The sequence below is a fragment of the Trichocoleus sp. FACHB-90 genome, assembly GCF_014695505.1.
In the GTDB taxonomy this organism is placed as follows: domain Bacteria; phylum Cyanobacteriota; class Cyanobacteriia; order Cyanobacteriales; family FACHB-T130; genus Funiculus; species Funiculus sociatus.
The window spans coordinates 1-16,036 of record NZ_JACJOK010000103.1; the positions used below are offsets into that span (position 1 = coordinate 1).

The 16,036-nt window shown below is 45.0% G+C and carries 13 protein-coding genes and 2 pseudogenes; 6 read left to right on the plus strand and 9 right to left on the minus strand.

What is annotated here, in order from left to right:
* Positions 1–245 precede the first annotated feature (245 nt).
* Positions 246–407 carry a hypothetical protein gene (locus tag H6F74_RS28300; RefSeq protein ID WP_190445432.1) on the minus strand — a complete coding sequence of 54 codons (162 nt, stop codon included), beginning with the start codon at positions 405–407 and terminating at the stop codon, positions 246–248.
* 244 nt (positions 408–651) lie between these two features.
* On the opposite strand from H6F74_RS28300, the gene H6F74_RS28305 reads away from it, so the two are divergent.
* Together H6F74_RS28305 and H6F74_RS28310 are read left to right on the plus strand one after the other, a co-directional pair.
* Positions 652–1,356 carry a hypothetical protein gene (locus tag H6F74_RS28305; RefSeq protein WP_190445433.1) on the plus strand — a complete coding sequence of 235 codons (705 nt, stop codon included), beginning with the start codon at positions 652–654 and terminating at the stop codon, positions 1,354–1,356.
* A gap of 48 nt (positions 1,357–1,404) precedes the next feature.
* Complete coding sequence (locus H6F74_RS28310) at positions 1,405–1,602, plus strand: hypothetical protein (protein ID WP_190445434.1); 198 nt, start codon at positions 1,405–1,407, stop codon at positions 1,600–1,602.
* 36 nt (positions 1,603–1,638) lie between these two features.
* On the opposite strand, the gene H6F74_RS28315 is transcribed toward H6F74_RS28310, so the two are convergent.
* Positions 1,639–1,782 (minus strand): hypothetical protein, encoded by a 144-nt coding sequence (locus tag H6F74_RS28315; protein ID WP_190445435.1) that lies wholly within the window; start codon positions 1,780–1,782, stop codon positions 1,639–1,641.
* Positions 1,783–2,098: 316 nt separating this feature from the next.
* On the opposite strand from H6F74_RS28315, the pseudogene H6F74_RS31265 reads away from it, so the two are divergent.
* Positions 2,099–2,476 (plus strand): annotated as a pseudogene (locus H6F74_RS31265) (type I restriction-modification system subunit M N-terminal domain-containing protein); the annotation flags it as partial.
* 43 nt (positions 2,477–2,519) lie between these two features.
* A complete protein-coding gene (locus H6F74_RS28325) occupies positions 2,520–3,074 on the plus strand; it encodes a Uma2 family endonuclease (RefSeq protein WP_190445483.1) in 555 nt (184 codons plus the stop codon).
* 5 nt (positions 3,075–3,079) lie between these two features.
* Here the strand turns inward: H6F74_RS28325 and H6F74_RS28330 are convergent, their stop codons facing one another.
* A complete protein-coding gene (locus H6F74_RS28330; RefSeq protein WP_190445436.1) occupies positions 3,080–4,369 on the minus strand; it encodes an NAD(P)/FAD-dependent oxidoreductase in 1,290 nt (429 codons plus the stop codon).
* Between the two features lie 451 nt (positions 4,370–4,820).
* Here H6F74_RS28330 and H6F74_RS28335 point away from each other — a divergent pair.
* Positions 4,821–5,425: pseudogene (locus H6F74_RS28335) on the plus strand (transposase); the annotation flags it as partial.
* 73 nt (positions 5,426–5,498) lie between these two features.
* Here the strand turns inward: H6F74_RS28335 and H6F74_RS28340 are convergent.
* From H6F74_RS28340 to H6F74_RS28360, 6 genes are all read right to left on the minus strand, one after another.
* Positions 5,499–6,221 (minus strand): IS1 family transposase, encoded by a 723-nt coding sequence (locus tag H6F74_RS28340; protein ID WP_190445437.1) that lies wholly within the window; start codon positions 6,219–6,221, stop codon positions 5,499–5,501.
* A gap of 389 nt (positions 6,222–6,610) precedes the next feature.
* A complete protein-coding gene (locus H6F74_RS28345; RefSeq protein WP_190445438.1) occupies positions 6,611–7,450 on the minus strand; it encodes an ADYC domain-containing protein in 840 nt (279 codons plus the stop codon).
* Positions 7,451–7,679: 229 nt separating this feature from the next.
* Positions 7,680–8,441, minus strand: a complete 762-nt coding sequence (locus H6F74_RS29580; protein ID WP_199301716.1) for a PEP-CTERM sorting domain-containing protein — start codon at positions 8,439–8,441, stop codon at positions 7,680–7,682.
* A 134-nt stretch (positions 8,442–8,575) separates the two neighbouring features.
* Positions 8,576–9,316: a PEP-CTERM sorting domain-containing protein gene (locus H6F74_RS28355; protein WP_190445439.1), complete on the minus strand. Its 741-nt coding sequence runs from the start codon at positions 9,314–9,316 to the stop codon at positions 8,576–8,578.
* Positions 9,317–9,481: 165 nt separating this feature from the next.
* Positions 9,482–9,751: a hypothetical protein gene (locus H6F74_RS29740; protein ID WP_206756374.1), complete on the minus strand. Its 270-nt coding sequence runs from the start codon at positions 9,749–9,751 to the stop codon at positions 9,482–9,484.
* Positions 9,752–10,178: 427 nt separating this feature from the next.
* Entirely contained in the window at positions 10,179–12,164 is a 1,986-nt protein-coding gene (locus tag H6F74_RS28360; protein WP_242022615.1) for a PatA/PatG family cyanobactin maturation protease, read from the minus strand.
* Between the two features lie 234 nt (positions 12,165–12,398).
* Here H6F74_RS28360 and H6F74_RS28365 point away from each other — a divergent pair, with 234 nt between their 5' ends.
* Positions 12,399–16,007 carry an NB-ARC domain-containing protein gene (locus H6F74_RS28365; protein ID WP_190445440.1) on the plus strand — a complete coding sequence of 1,203 codons (3,609 nt, stop codon included), beginning with the start codon at positions 12,399–12,401 and terminating at the stop codon, positions 16,005–16,007.
* Positions 16,008–16,036 lie beyond the last annotated feature (29 nt).

Genomic DNA, 16,036 nt, shown 5'->3' on the forward strand with positions numbered 1-16,036 from the left:
AAAAAAGTGAGTATCTCTCATCTCTAGCAGATTTCACTCGATTGAACTTGCCTGTGCTAGCCTTCGGTTCCACTGAATTATCCGCTTGTGACAATCAAAGGGCGGAATGTGGGATAAACCATAAGAACTTGAAGGTTTCGGCACTACGATCACCAACCACCCATGCCAGAATTCCTGCTTGCTTATGATTAACGGCAGTCCAAATCCACAGTTTGTTACGCTTGTTGCCGACAAAGGTTTGTAATTCATCCGGCGTCGGTGATTTCTGGAATTTCTTCAGCTTCAGGCGCATCAGGGAGTTGATGTCCCGCCTCTCGAATCCAGCGCATCACAGTGGTGTGGTGAATCTCGGTGACTCGCGAGGGTTCCACGCAATCCCAAGACAAGAGAGATACATTTTGATGCACAATTGCTTGACATCATCGGAGTAAGCCCAAGGACGGTACGATTCGAGGAATTGCCGCCCGCACTGCTTGCACTTATAGCACTGTCTGCCCCGACGATGTCCGTTCTTAGCGGTTTGAGTGGAGTTACATTGAGGGCATTTCATCCTTCTATGCAATATGTTGAAGAATTGTTCCTGTTGTGTGTAACTCTCTCGCCTAAAAAGGTAGATGCATAGAAGGAGTATTTACTATAGAGCAGAATAATATGTCTGAGGAAAGAAAAAAGCTAAATGTTGGTGAACGATTACTAGCGCTAGTATTTTGGATCTTCTTTGCTTGTTGCGGCGCAGCGTTCATGGAACACAGCACTGATGCCGCTGAAAAGCTCAGACATTTTGAACAGTTGCAACTGGTTACAGCAACCGGTTTTAAAAATAGTGTACCAGGAAAGCTGGTAGCAATCGAGGGTCACGTCAGCAAGCATACACCTACCCAGTTTAATCAATTTGTCGCCTATATACGTCAACAGTATGAGGGCACTGATGATATGGAGGTACTTTGGTCTGAGGACTTGCGGGTAACACCGCCGCTAGTGCTAGCACTGCCCGATGCGTTGATTCAAATCAAAAACAACAGCTATAACATCGAAAGATTCCCCATTACTTGGCAAGAAGACTCAAAGCTTATCCGGAATAGCGTTACTAATGAAGGAACTAAGCGATATCTGGGCTTTGAGGTAGATAGCCCAGTGCTAGCTTTTGGTGTAGTGGTGCAGGGTGTTGAAGGGAAAGCACTAGAGGCAGAGTGGATCTATGGCGGCACGAGTGCAGAATATATTGACGGTATACGCCATGAAGAACGGTTCAGGTTTTGGATGGGGCTGTCAATGCTAATAGGTGGCGTTATTATTGCAGTGAAGGTACTAGCGAATCCCATTCAACGAGACGATAGCAGCGCAAACATAAACTAAGCTTATCTATTGTGGCTGAAACCCTTATTCTGTCGTCGGGTAGCTAAAGTGGCATTGATAAGCTTAGCCAAGTTCAACCGTCGTAAAACTCTGAAACAACGCTCTATCAATGCTTTGAGTGCTGCATTACACGAAATGCAAGTTTCGTGTAATTGGGGTGGAACCGCTATGAACGCGATCGCGCTCGTCTCATCGTCCCCCAGCCCTCATGGTCTGGGTTCAATTTTCTGCGCCAGTACAACATAACCAAGATAATGATGACCGGGTGAGGTTTAATTTTCCTCATGTGGTAGGCATTGGCAAGCATTTCTGTGTTTTCCCCAGGATAGTGCGGGTACGAGTAGCACTGGAACCATAAACCGGGTTAAACGCGATCGCACCCTTCACATTGCTCTTGTCAGTTTTCTTCAAATACCGGGCGATCACTTAAAGTAAAATCTCAGTTTCTTCCTGTCCAGAGATTTTTGCTATGTCTTGGAGCTTCTGCTGCTACTCCACGGGACAAAGTGTCCCAAGCTTGGGTGATTCTGCCATCTGTGTTTGCTCTAAGATCGCTTACCAGTCAGTCAAAGGTAGGCGATTTTAGCCGAAAGTTGCGATCGCGCTCTCTGGCATAAGCAAAAATCATTGTTCATGACTGGAACCTGATTCTGTCGTGGGGTGGGGAAAGTGACATTGATAAGCTTTGGTTAACTGGACAGCCAAAAACCAAGCAACAACGAGAAATCAAAGTCTTTAGCGACTGAGGCGTATAAAAGTAGGTTGCCTTTGGACTACGTTTTGGAATAACGGCATTAGTAACCCCCTTTCGGTAATCGAGCAAATCTCTTACCTACTGTTCATCAAGCGATTGGATGACCTAGAGTTGGCGAAGGAAAAGAAAGCGCAACGGTTGGGTAGAGTGTTCAAGACCGAATCTTTTCTGAGGATAAGCAGCGCTGTCACTGGTCGTATTTCAAGAACCTCACCCACTCCGAGGAAATGCTGCGGATTGTGCGGGATGAGGCGTTTCCCTTTTTTAAGATGTTGGGGAGAGAGGCGGGAAATAATGCCTATATTCACCACATGGAGAATGCCGTGTCCCTGAATGCCAACAGGAATATCAGCGACGTTAATAGAAGTGCCAAAATTAAAGGACCCCGTTGGGTCAGGAGGACACCATGATGACCGTAACGACCGCCAAATGGACGCTAGACGACTATCACCGCATGATTGAAGTCGGTCTTTTAGAAAGTCGTCACGTCGAGCTATTGAACGGAGAAATTATTGAAATGCCCCCAGAGGGTCCAGAACACGCCCAGCAGAGTACCGATACTGCCGACTACTTAAAAGAACACTTGGGAAACCGTGCCGTCGTGCGCGATGCCAAGCCGATTACCCTACCCAACAGCGCCAGCGAACCCGAACCCGACATAGCCGTTGTCGAACCCCTGCGTCCCCTCTATCGTACCCGTCATCCCTATCCCGAAAACGTGTTTTGGCTAATCGAATACGCCAACACCACCCTCAGTAAAGACCTTAATATTAAGCAAAAAACCTATGCCGCCGCATCGATTCGGGAATATTGGGTTGTGGACTTGAAGCATGGACGGCTCAACGTATTCCGCGACCCTGTTAATGGCGACTACGCCTCAGAATTGACCCTCACGACTGGAGAAATTCGTCCCTTGGCATTTCCCGACGTTGTGGTTTCAGTGCAACGGTTATTAGAAGGATAAGTGATTCAAGAATTCTCGACCATTGAGCGCTTCACCTTGTGAATCCAACCTTGGCTGAGACTCAACACTTGCGAATAAGACAAGTCTGCATCTAACACCAAATCAAACACAAACGGCTTAACTAAACCGGGAAACCATTGATGAAATAGCCTTCCCATTGTCAACCGCAAGAAAAACTCAACCGCCAGCAACTTCGTGCGAGGAAACGAATAATTTGATAACTCTTGCAAGGCATGGGCATCCGGGACTCGTTGCTCTGAAAATTGCGGCAAAATCTTCCCCCAATCATCCCCATACTGCTCCAACAATTGTCCCAAAATCAGCACATCCTCTAACGAAGAATTACACCCCTGCCCAAGCGATGGCGACACCGCATGAGCAGCATCGCCAATCAGCAAGACACTATCGCCCTGATGAAAGCGATCGCAACGTACCGTTAACACCCTTGCCACTGGACGCTTCAGCAACGCCTCTGCTTCTTCCAGCGACATCAACTGACCAAAGAGCGGGAAATTTTCTAGAAAAAATGCCTTAACTTCTTCTTTCGTTGATAATCCTTCTAGGGGATTCGTTTGAGCATCAAAAATAATCACGCCATTCAACTTGTCTCCCGGTTGGGGTACCATCAGCATCCGGGTTTTATTATTCAAATTCCAGACATGGATTTTATTCGGTTCTAACTCTACTCCTGCACTCGGATGGAGCCGACTTAAAAACACAGATTTATAAGCATCCGGAACATAGCTTTGAGAACACGGCAAGCCTGCATTCTCGACTAAATACTCTCGAATTTGCGATCGCGCCCCGTCTGCACCAACCAGTAGATCGTAGTGAACGGTAAAACTATCTCCTTGTGAAGGTTTCAAGGTCACGGTTTTAGCCGTTCCATCCACAGCCGTAGATTCACAGTTGAAATGTACCTTAACCTGATTCGGGCTAGAGGTTTCGGTTAATTGCTTCAACAGAATCGTCACGAGGCGATTGCGGTCAATTGTGAGAATTGGATTTTTCCGGGGAACCTGTCGGGATTTGCCTTTTTTCCCATACATAATCGTCCCCTGACAGAAGACACTTTGAGCAGCGATCGCTTCCTCTAACCCAGCAATTGCTCGAATAGCTTTTCTGCCCCGTTCCTGAAGCGAGATCGGAAATGTGCGGTCAAAAGAAACATCAGTTAACCGAGGATCGGGACGACGTTCATAGATAGCAATATGGTAGTTGCCCCGACACAATAAATAATGTGCTAGTAGCAGTCCAGCCGGACCCGCTCCAATAATCACAACGTTTTGAACCATTGGGGTTTACCGAACACTATGAGTTGATGCACCAAACTTTATTATGCTATTTCCTCAATTGCAACGCCCCTACATTAATGAGGGGGAACGATATCAGTACCAATGAATGTTTACAACTGAACTAAAACTGCGATCGCTTTCAACCCTTTGTAGAGGTTTTCATCGTATCTAATTTCGATCTCCATCACCGAGCCGGATGCGCTCAACCTCGTTCAAGAACTGTTTCACGTTCTCTATTGGTTGTCCTGCTCTTACGCAATCGAATGAATTTCAGTGCACCAGTGCATTCAATTTGATTCTAGGTGTCGGGGCTAGCTGCATTCGCGGCTACAGAGAATCCAAGTACATCGCTATATACAGCACACGTCAGGTATATCAAGTTGGCACTAGGCAGTTTGAGGGGATGTGGGAATGAAGGCAAACTGGCAGGTGCTTTGCTATCGGGCTGCAAGAATATGCTATTTGTCCAATTGATTCAACAATTATTACTTTGACAAGTAAATTGTTGTGGTTTCTGGGTCATAATCAGGTTAAGCTTTTTAGCTCTCTAAATTTATCTCCAGGGAGTCTTGAAGATAACTTCGTCAATTTTGACTATAACCCTGATTACAACTTTTGTGCAAAAATGATGCCTGCTTTACCAAGAAATGCTGTTGGTTTAATCGATAGGGGATTTGCGGGATTAAAATTTATTCAAGACTTAGTACAAGAAAATAAATACTTCGTTTTACGGATACATAACAATTGGAAACTAAAATTTTACGAGTCACATGAATTAGTATAACTGGTGCATCTAACGATGCTCAAGCATATAGAGTAATTAATTTTTGCAATCTGGAAAGCCGAACTGAATTCCGGTTAATGACTACTTTACCAGCAGCAGGAAATGCAGCACTTAGTGATGATGAAATCAAGGATATTTATCAACTACGTTGAGGAGTTGAATTATTATAAAAGTTTTTAAAAATCCATCTAAAACTTAACAAATTAGTAACCAATAACATCAATAATATTACTATACAAATCTATCTTGATTTGATAGCTTCTCTAATTTTATAGTTCTTATGTATTCCCGAACAATGGGGTCATACATTATTAGGGTAGTGGTAAATATGTAGTGAAAAAATTACTACATAGATAGCGACGCATTATAATGATGGATAAAATACCATATAGCCCCAATGTGGTTTTCTAGCTTTTTAGAAAAAGACAAAGTTTTCCTAACCAATCGAGAAATTCTTTGACGCATCGTATTATTAAATCTCTCAATATGGTTGGTCAGACCACTGTTTTTACCTACGGCTTTATGCCGTTTACTTGGAATAACTTGCTCATAGGCCGCCCAATAATCTGTATAACAAACAGCACATTGCCGATAAATTGATGGGAGAGAATTCCATAATCCTCTAGCCCCTTGCTCGCTGCGTTCGCCAATATAACAACCGACAATTTCCCTGGTTTTTTTATCCAATGCTAACCAAATCCACTGCTTATTACCTTTATGATTAACGAATGACCAAGCTTCATCACATTCGATGTTTAATTTAGAGCTATGTTTGCTTGAAACCTTTACCTGTTGAGGAACTGAAGCATACTTAGTATTAACATAATCTTGAAGCCATTTTTTAGAAACGCTAGTCACTCTAGAAATTCCTGCTAAGGGAATTTTCTCCAGTAACATTTTGTCAATGTAATCTAACGTATGTTTATCAATGAGCTTATTGTTAGGGTTTTCAACAAATTGCCTGCCGCAATTTTGACATTTATATTTAGGTTTTTTATTGTGAATTCTGCCATTTTTAACAATATGGTTAGAACCACAACGAGGGCAGTCAGGTCTAGAAGTAAGCATAATTACTGAAAATTTTGATATTTTTTAAAAATTATAGCATTTAATATGAGATGAGCTTTAAAAATCGATTTCAATTAAGGATTATGCTAATTGTCAAAATAACCGCTTACCGAGGCCAATAAATAACCACCGCAAACTGTAAAAATGAAAGTATTTTTAGTTTATATATTTACCCTTTCACTACATATTTACCACCACCATTATTAGATAAATTCCGCTATTTACAATATTGTATGTGTCAAAAAGTTAGTTATGTCCATTGGTTTAAGGAGATGATGTTATGTTGACTAATTTAAGCTTTTTAGACTTAGTACAACTAATTATCTAAAATTTTGTATCAGCATTCACCACTACTGCTTAAAGGTCAGCAGTAGCTCCTACTTGATACGCTAAAGGCGTTTTTTTATCAGCGAATCATTAAACAGCAACGAACCTGACTGATTCTGTTTTACTTTTTCGGCAGTTGTCCAACTACCGCCCTCATTAATGCGACCTTTAAGCTTGTTAGGACATTCTTGGCGAATTTCAGATACTGTTTCAAACCACCTCGGTCGATTGATAAAAGTCGCACCCTCTGGACTCCAAGCTGCTTCAAATACCATCCCATCGTGGGGAGTTTTCTTTTGAATACCAAGCTTGTCATATATATTGATAGGAGTCCCATCTCGCGTGTGGCTTTTGCCGTTACCGCAGTAATCGGCGCGTGCCATGCGCGTACAAGCTTGGTGATAATCTCGGAGTGACGTTCCCTTGACAGTCTTCCACGGTTTGTAACCCATGCGAACGCACTTAGCGAGAACTCCACTGGTACACCCAAATGTGATAATATTGCTCGATTCAGTATGCGCTCCTGTCTCATCCCACGAACCTGTCAGCGGAATTGCCTTGGCGACATTCTCGGCATCAGGAGTACATAAATTCTTCCCTTGAGAATTAGCTGAATCTACATAAAAGACTGTGTAAAGATAAGTTTCTTTTTCCGGGTCTTTTGGGTCTAGTTCGACATCTTTGATTTCAAAATTCAGCTTTTTTCCTTGCTCGTCAACAGCGTTAAGCTGTGCGCCTTTTAAGTCTTTGCCTTTAATAACTTTAGTCTTTTCACCAATATAAGTATTTTGGGAAATAGGTTCAGTGGAAGAAGTAACCCTCGGCTTCTCTACTAACTTTTCACAACCCACCAGCAATAATATAGGGAGAAGAAAAAGACTGCATAAAAATTCAATTTTCATCTTTTTAATTCAGTGTTGATGCTCTTGAGAGCTTGCATCCTGCTCAACAACCGCCAGAGAATTTATTCTCTCAGCAACAGCGATCGCTCTCTCTACATCATTATTAAGTTTGAGAGTTAAACTATCACCCGAATCTCATCGCAAATAGTCAAAGTTTACGATAAGACAAGAATAGCCCCATAAATAAATTTAGAGGCTTAACTTTTTTCATCCTGAATTAATAACTCAGTCAAACGTGCTGTTTTCGGCGAGAAATTCCCATAAATAGACCCAACCCAAGTAACCCTATTATTGCAGTTGGTTCGGGAACGGGGACTACGCTGATTTCATAGGTATTGTTCTGCCGGAAATCAAGAGCCGAGATTGTTCCGCCAAAACTTACTGTGTGTTTGCCTACAGATAAAGGCTCAACCATTAACCAATAGCCATCTGATGCTACAACAGAGGAACTGCCTGCTGGCTCACCATAAAAATTGTTTTCTGGCAGCGTAGCATTGAATGGGGCAGGAGTTTCTCGATGTTGAAACAATTCATCTGTAGAGAGTGCCACACCGTCAAGGTTGAAAAATAGAGAATCCGTAGCATCGATAACTGGCTTAATTGCCTTGGCGAGTTCCTCTCCCGCCTTAGGGGGGTTATTTTCAGCTAAAGGGAAGTTATTATTCCATACATTTATTAGAGGTAAAAAAAGCGATTGATTCTCGTTTACCGTAATTTTCCGTGTGACTGGTTCTCCGGTAAACGTACCCACTAGGAAAAATACAGAACCTGACTGATTAATGCTTGCTTTCTCCCCGGTAGTATCCCAGAGTGGGCCTTGAAACTCAGGAATAGAATAAACATATTTGTTCCATTCTGCTGACCATTCGCCCAATGTTTTTCCGTCATAGATAGAACCGGGGGCAAGAACTCCTGCTTGGGCGGGAAGCAAATTAACGGTTAATGCCAATGCTGGCAAAACACTGAGAAGGGTATTGCAGATTGATTTCATTTGAGTAGAGTTATAAAGTTTGAGTGGGTATATTCTTGGCTCTGCCGTAGTTATGGTTAAAACCATGCCTTATAGCTAAAGTCATCTAAAGACGGCTACATAATAGAAGAGTTTTAGTCCAGTTGATTTTCCTACTACTCCACCGTATTCGCCTGTCTCCTGAAATGTTGTTTCTTGAGTAATGTTCCAAGTCCTAGAGTTGCGAATAAACCCAAGATGCTAGCAGGTTCAGGAACAGATTTTGTATTAGTTTGAGAGATGTTGAAGGATGAAATACTAGTCAGTTGTGATGTATTTGCTCCAAGGGGAGTTGCAGTTTGGGCAACATTAAAACTCATTTGGAGGTCATCAATGAAAAACCCAGCAGAAGAAACACTGAACTGATTACTCGCCCCCGATAGATAACAGGTTGTCTCTAGACACATTTCAATACGAGAGAAATCATAGCCATCCACCGTTAGGATATCTTGAACGGAGTTGTATGACCAAAAAAACTCTGATAGGAAATTGGTTTTAGCCCCATCACCAAAAATAGAACCTTGACCACTAAAAGCTGTGATAGAAATTCCTGAAGGAAGAGGCGGTAAAACTTTAGGTAAGTATTGATCCAGATAGCCAACTATGGGAAACGTTAGGTTGGAATCTTGTTCATCTTGAAGCCTCTTGGCAAAGTTATCAATAATCACCTCCAGATTCACCATCCGGTTGACCTTAGTTACAGGCTTACCTGTTAACAATGGCAAAGAATTTGAAGAAACAGTCACATTGCCAGAAATGTCAAGATGGGTCAAGTTGGCGGCATCAGCCGGAGTGCTACCCACTGCACTTACGGCAAGAACGGCAACACAAACCGTAGCGATTGAGAACTTGTTCATAAGAAAACCTCCATTACTGGAAACTCCGCGTCTTTAGAGGGGAAACTGTCAAATTAAACCTTAATAGTCTCGCTAAGAAAAAAGATTAACCTAAAATACTGGTACTTAAATCCAGCATCTCAGATATACCCGACTGCTCTAAGAAGTTGGGTATCTTTAGAACAACTATTCAGCAGCAACTCGCGTTACGCCTACAAGCTGTCCACCTTCGACTTTAAGGCTTTGCAATTCCATGCCTTGCAGTTTTGTGGCTTGCATACTCGTGCCCGGGAGCACGACAGCCTTCAATCTCACGCCGTTGTGCCCGCCGTTCAGACTCCAGCCATTGAACTGGAAGCCCTGGAGCACGATTCCTGGCCCTGCGTTAGCCGACCCAGAGAAAGCTAAAGAGAGTGCTGCTGTAGCGAGGGCGATCGCGAGTAAACTTTTTTTCATGGTTACAATCCTCGATGATCTTTTCAAAAGGATGCGCTTTTTTCCCAGTGCCAAGTGCTCGCCTATAGTTTTGATTAGTATTTGCAAGTACAAACAGGTCCCTCAGATGTAGGCACGCAGTTAAAGTCATTTCCGCATTTGCCAGAATAAATCAAGTCCAAGCAATCGGAACCGCCTTTACATCCACAACCCCAACCTTTGATGCAAATGTGACCTTGAAGCGGCTTCGCAGCGAGCCTTCCTAGTAGTGGAATATCAACTAGCCCATCAGAGAACAACCCCGCTGGGTGTATGGTTCCGTAAGTTTGGGAAACACTGCGAATGATGGGTTCGGACTGATTTGGAAGTCTCATCTCTATATGCTCCTAAAAATTAAGGTTGTCGATTTGCGATCGCCACATAACGACCGCGGGTTAAATAGCATTCGTTACCGAACGAACCAAGAGCGCACCCTACCCACCGTCACGGGAACAACATCGCTCACATCGACGGTGAATCGATACACTTTCCTGGCTTGTTCAAACACTTTGCCGGGGTTAAAGAACGTGAGTTTAACATCCCAGCAGTCTGAGTCGGGACGACACAATGGACTACGTTCCACCTCGATGATGTCAAGATCCATCTCCTCCCGAATTGCAGCTTCAAAGACCTTTTCAACATTAAAGGCATTAGTCGCCGCAAAGTTGATTGCCCGCTCCTGAGGTGTCATCCCCAAGTTGCGAAGCTCGTAGTAAACACGTTCGAGAAAGTTGGTAACAGGCTGTGCCCTCTGGACATAAGGCTCTCGTTCCCGTTCCTCCGCAGACTCAGGGGGAGGACTACCGAGAATCGCTTCGATCAAAGCAGTAGTCGTCCAGCTATACATTCCTCGGATTGCGGGCTGAACAACAGGGACAGCCTGACCTGACATCAGCCTGACACTCCCGACAATGATGCCTGGAATCGAAACTCGCTCAACCCCCTCGCTAAGTTGCTCCCTGAGAAACTGGCGGAGTCGTTGATAAACATCGCTGGCAAAGGGATCTTGAGGCTGAATCGCGTAAAGGGGCGTGGCATCTAAACTCAGTGTCCAAAGAATCGCTGCCGCGTCCCAAGGATTATTTTCAAGATATGCCAACAGTTGGTTAGGGTCTTGGGGGTTTGCCGATTCGCTCATGTGCTGCATGATAGAATCGCGCCGTGCCTCTATGCCAAAGTCGTAGCCCAACTGTCCGAGGGGGTAGACTAACTGCACTGTAGGACTTCCCCCACCCTGACAACTACAGGCAGAGGGGGTGACACCGCTGGGAGCAACTGAACTGTAGTCCAAAGTGTCCTCACTTCTTTTAGATGTTGTACTGGATGCACCAGTTTCTGGTAAAAGAGCGACAGTTGCCGCAGAACTATTGCTGCTGTATGTTGCCGCTTGCACTTCAGGGGCAGGCATCTGAGCCATAGGTAGTTGGAAGTCAGCCGCCTCTGGTGTGGCGCTGGAATCAGTCATGGTGTCTTCTCCTTGGAGAACTAGAGACATCGCTCCCTTAACGTTGAGACGACCAGCCAGAAGGCGGCGACAGTCTGGCACGGGTTGGTCGTCACAGGCGATCGCACTCTCAAGAATGGCTGCTCGCACAGCGTGAGGATTGGGCTTCTGTCCGCGTTTGAGCTGGAGACTCAGTAAAAGGGCTGCAATGCCTGAAACAATGGGGGTGGCATAGCTAGTGCCGCTATTTGCTATCGCGCCGCCGCCAGGATTTGCACCCAGGATGTTTTCGCCCGGAGCAAGGATTCCTTGGGTTTGGTATCTCTCACCCCAGTTACTGAAGTCCAGAGGCATACCTTGCCAATTCATTGCACCTACTGCTAATACCGAAGGTAAAGCGCCGGGAATATGGAGACAATCGCATCCTTCATTCCCTGCGGCAGCTACAATCAAGATGCCATTGTTGGCGCAGTACCTGACGGCATCGGCAAGCAGTGGGTGGGCTTCCCCACTAGGAACAAGCTGACCACCGCTGATGTTGATGATGTGGACTCCCTGCTGAGCAGCTTGTAGAATAGCCCGTGCCAAGTCGATCTGGGAACAGGGAGCAAGTGAGCCTGCAACGCCGTCAGTAAAAACTGGCACAATCAGACCACGACAATGAGGCGCAATACCCCTAATTAGCCCGTCGTGCTGACCAAAGATAACGCTAGCAACGTGGGTGCCGTGCTGTAATACCGATCCTCTGTCACCAATGCGCGATACAAGGGTTTCAAGTCGGGTAAGTTTAGCAGCAACAAGGCTGGGATGCGATCGCTCGACTGGGCCATCCAGAACAGCAATACAGATGCGAGGATCGCCGATAGTCTCAGCCCAAAGCTCTTTCAGCCCTGGAATTACCGACACATCAGTAACGTTAACTTCTATAGTTGTGTCGTTGAGCATTAACATCGTTGAGACCCAAACTCTTTAAATCATCAACATCCAGCTCACTGAAGTTTCAGATTGGCAACAGTGCTTTCACAGAATCGACATCTAGGCACGAAGCCTTTGCGCCCTGATTTAATCAATAAGTTCATCAAAACACGCAGATGACTGAGATCGAGACTGAGATCGTACTGACTTGTTACCGACTTTCGACTGACTGACTCTGCTAAAATCTGCATAACTTTCGGAGAATAGGCTATGTCACGATCGCTCAAAGTTCGTAGTGAGTGCATTAAGCAAGCCAAGTTAGCCCTCCAGCGCAATGGCTTTCGCAGCCAAAGAGCTTTCTCTGAAGAGCTGGAATTCGCTTTATCCACTGTCGGCAGGTTCCTCAATGGAAAAACCGTCGATTATGCGACTTTTCTGGAGATTTGTGGGAAATTGGGGCTGGATTGGCGATCGATCGCTGACTTGGGCGATCGGGTTCTATCCCAGTCTGTAGATGTGAAATCCTCCCTCTTGATGGCCAACAGACACCAAGATTGGGGCGAAGCACCGGATGTCTCGGTTTTCTACGGTCGTAGTGACGAACTGACGACTTTAGAGCAATGGATTGTACAGGACAATTGCCGTTTGGTTGTGCTGCTGGGGATGGGTGGCATTGGCAAAACCGCTTTGGCTGCCAAGCTTGCCCAAATGCTGCAATCAGGATTTGAGTATGTCATTTGGCGAAGTCTTCGCAATGCCCCCCCTGTAGAAGAGATATTGGCAGAACTGATCCAATTTCTCTCTAACCAACAAGAAACTAATCTGCCAACTAACCTGGACGGCAGAATCTTGCGATTGCTAAATTACTTACGATCCTCGCGGTGTCTGCTGGTTTTGGATAATGCTGAGTCAGTTTTGCAAGCAGGCGATTCCCTACGGCATAGCTTTGCTTCACCCACGGGACACTATCGAGAAGGATATGAAGGTTACGGTGAGTTACTCAAATGTGTTGGGGAAACAAATCACCACACCAGCTTGATATTAACCAGTCGCGAGAAACCACAAGGATTAGCCGCCTTAGAGGGCGAAACACAACCGGTTCGCTGCTTACAAGTGACAGGTTTACCCGAAGTTCAAGGACGAAAAATTTTCTCTGCGAAGGGGTCTTTTACTGGGTCAGAAGATGAATGGACAAGCGTGATTTCACGCTATGGCGGCAATCCCTTAGCTTTAAAGATAGTAGCTTCAGGGGTAACAGATTTTTTTGATAGCAGTATTCCTCGCTTTTTAGAATTTTTAAACCAAGGTTCGTTTATTTTTGATGATATCCGCGATTTGTTAGAGCGGCAGTTTCAGCGACTGAGCGATATAGAACAAGAGATTATGTACTGGTTAGCCATCAATCGCGAACCAGTGTTGTTAGAGGAATTGCAAGAGGATTTTGTCTCTCCCGTATCAGCCAGCGAACTCCTACAAGCACTAGGCTCATTGCAACGTCGGTCATTGATTGAAAAAATCGCCGATGGTTTTACACAACAACCTGTAGTTATGGAGTACATAATTAGTGTATTAATTGATCGAATTTGTGCAGAGATTGCCAGTCAAAAAGTTTTCCTGTTCAGTCGTCACGCTTTAGTCAAGGCTCAAGCCAAAGACTATGTGAGGGAGACTCAAATCCGCCTGATTCTTAAACCAGCGATTGATAGAGCGCTCGCGCTTCTTGGCTGCCCAGAAAATCTGGAAAAGTGCTTAGTTCAAATTCTATCGTTGCTGCGCGGAAAATCGCCGCAACAGACAGGTTATGTCAGCGGAAATATTATCAATGTGCTGCGCCAATTGCAGGTAGACTTAAGCGACTATGACTTTTCCCATCTAACAGTTTGGCAAGCCAACCTACAGAGAGTGAACTTGCATAATGTCAATTTTGCTCACTCAGATTTGGCTAAATCGGTTTTTTCGGAACTCTTAGTGAGCGTTCTGAGTGTAGCATTGAGTCCGGATAGCCAACTTTTGGCGACAAGTAGTGGTGATTGCAAAATTCATCTGTGGCGAATGCGAACGAGTCAACGGCTTCATACCTTGATAGAACATACCAATCAGGTATTTTCAGTCGCCTTCAGTCCCGACGGTCAAACTTTGGCTAGTGGCAGTTTCGATCACTCAATGAAACTATGGGATATCAATACTGGTCGCTGCTTAAGAACTTATACCGGACATAGTAGTGGAGTATATTCAGTCGCCTTTAGTCCTGATAGTAAAACTTTAGTTAGTGGTAGTCTAGACCACACGGTAAAACTTTGGGATGTTGCAACAGGTAACTGCCTCAAGACTTACACCGGACATAACGCTGTGGTCTATTCAGTTGCTTTTAGCCCTGATGGTAAGACTTTAGCCAGTAGCAGTCACGACCAAACAGTGAAGGTTTGGGATATCAGCACCAGTAGAGAACTAAGAACTTTTACGGAACATACTAAAGAAGTATTTTCAGTCGCTTTCAGTTGTGACGGTAGGACGTTAGCCAGTAGCAGCAACGACCATACAGTGAGGCTGTGGGATGTCAGCACGGGATGCTGCCTGAAAACTCTCACCGGACATAGTAATGGAGTATTTTCAGTCGCCTTTAGTCCTGATGGTAAAACTTTAGCCAGTAGCGGTTTTGACTACTCAATAAGGCTTTGGGATGTAGAAACAGGCATCTGCCTGAGAACTTGCACCGGACATACTAATTGGGTACTTTCAGTTGCTTTGAGTTCGGATGGTCAAATTCTTGCCAGCGGCAGTATAGACCAAATGGTGAAGTTATGGGATGTGAAAACAGGCAGATGCTTAAAAACTTTCACTGGTTACAGTAATGTGGTTTACTCGGTTGCCTTTAGTCCTCAAGGTAAGACCGTAGCGAGTGGCAGTGGTGACCATAGGGTGAGGCTTTGGGATGTTAACACTGGTGAATGCTTGAATACTGGGCGCGGACATACGGCTCAAATATTTTCAATCGCTTTTAGCGGCGACGGTAAGACCTTAGCCAGCGGCAGTTTTGACTCCTCGGTACGCTGCTGGAATGTGAGCACGGGTGAATGTTTAAGCACTTGGCACGGACATACAAATTGGGTACATTCAGTTGCTTTGAGTCCGGATGGTAAGACCTTAGCCAGCGGCAGTTTAGACCAAACGTTACGCTGCTGGGATGTGAGCACGGGTGAATGCCTGAAAATTTTGACCGGACATAGTAATGGGGTATTTTCAGTCGATTTTAGCTGCGATGGTCAGACCCTAGCTAGTGGTAGTTTAGACGGAACGGTAAGGCTGTGGGATGTCAGCACTGGGCAATGTCTCAAAATTTGCACCGGACATAGTAATATGGTCTATGCTGTTGCTTTCAGCCCTGATGGGAAGACTCTAGCCAGTGCCAGTGCCGACAATACGGTAAGGCTGTGGGATGTCAGCACTGGCGAATGCCTGAAAACTTTTACCGGACATACTAATCAAGTCTGTGCGATCGCTTTTAGCCTGCTATCTCGCAACTCTCCTTACCAAGGACTCTTGGCGAGTGGCAGTTATGACCGAACGGTGAAACTATGGGATGTTAGCACTGGTAGTTGCTTAAGAACTTTGACCGGACATACTGAGGACATATGGTCGGTTGCTTTCAGTCCAGATAATCAAATTCTGGCAAGTGGCTGTGCGGATGAAACGGTGAGGCTGTGGGATGTCAATACGGGTGAGTGCCTAAAAACGCTGAAACCTGCCAAACTCTACGAAGGCATGAACATCACTGGGGTTACAGGTTTAACTCAAGCACAGAAAGCGACGCTGATAGCTCTTGGCGCGATAGAAATGGAGAATGAGCGGAATGTGGGCAACAAAGTATTAATTTTTTAAAGCCCAAGCCACAACTTACAGCACTCTGG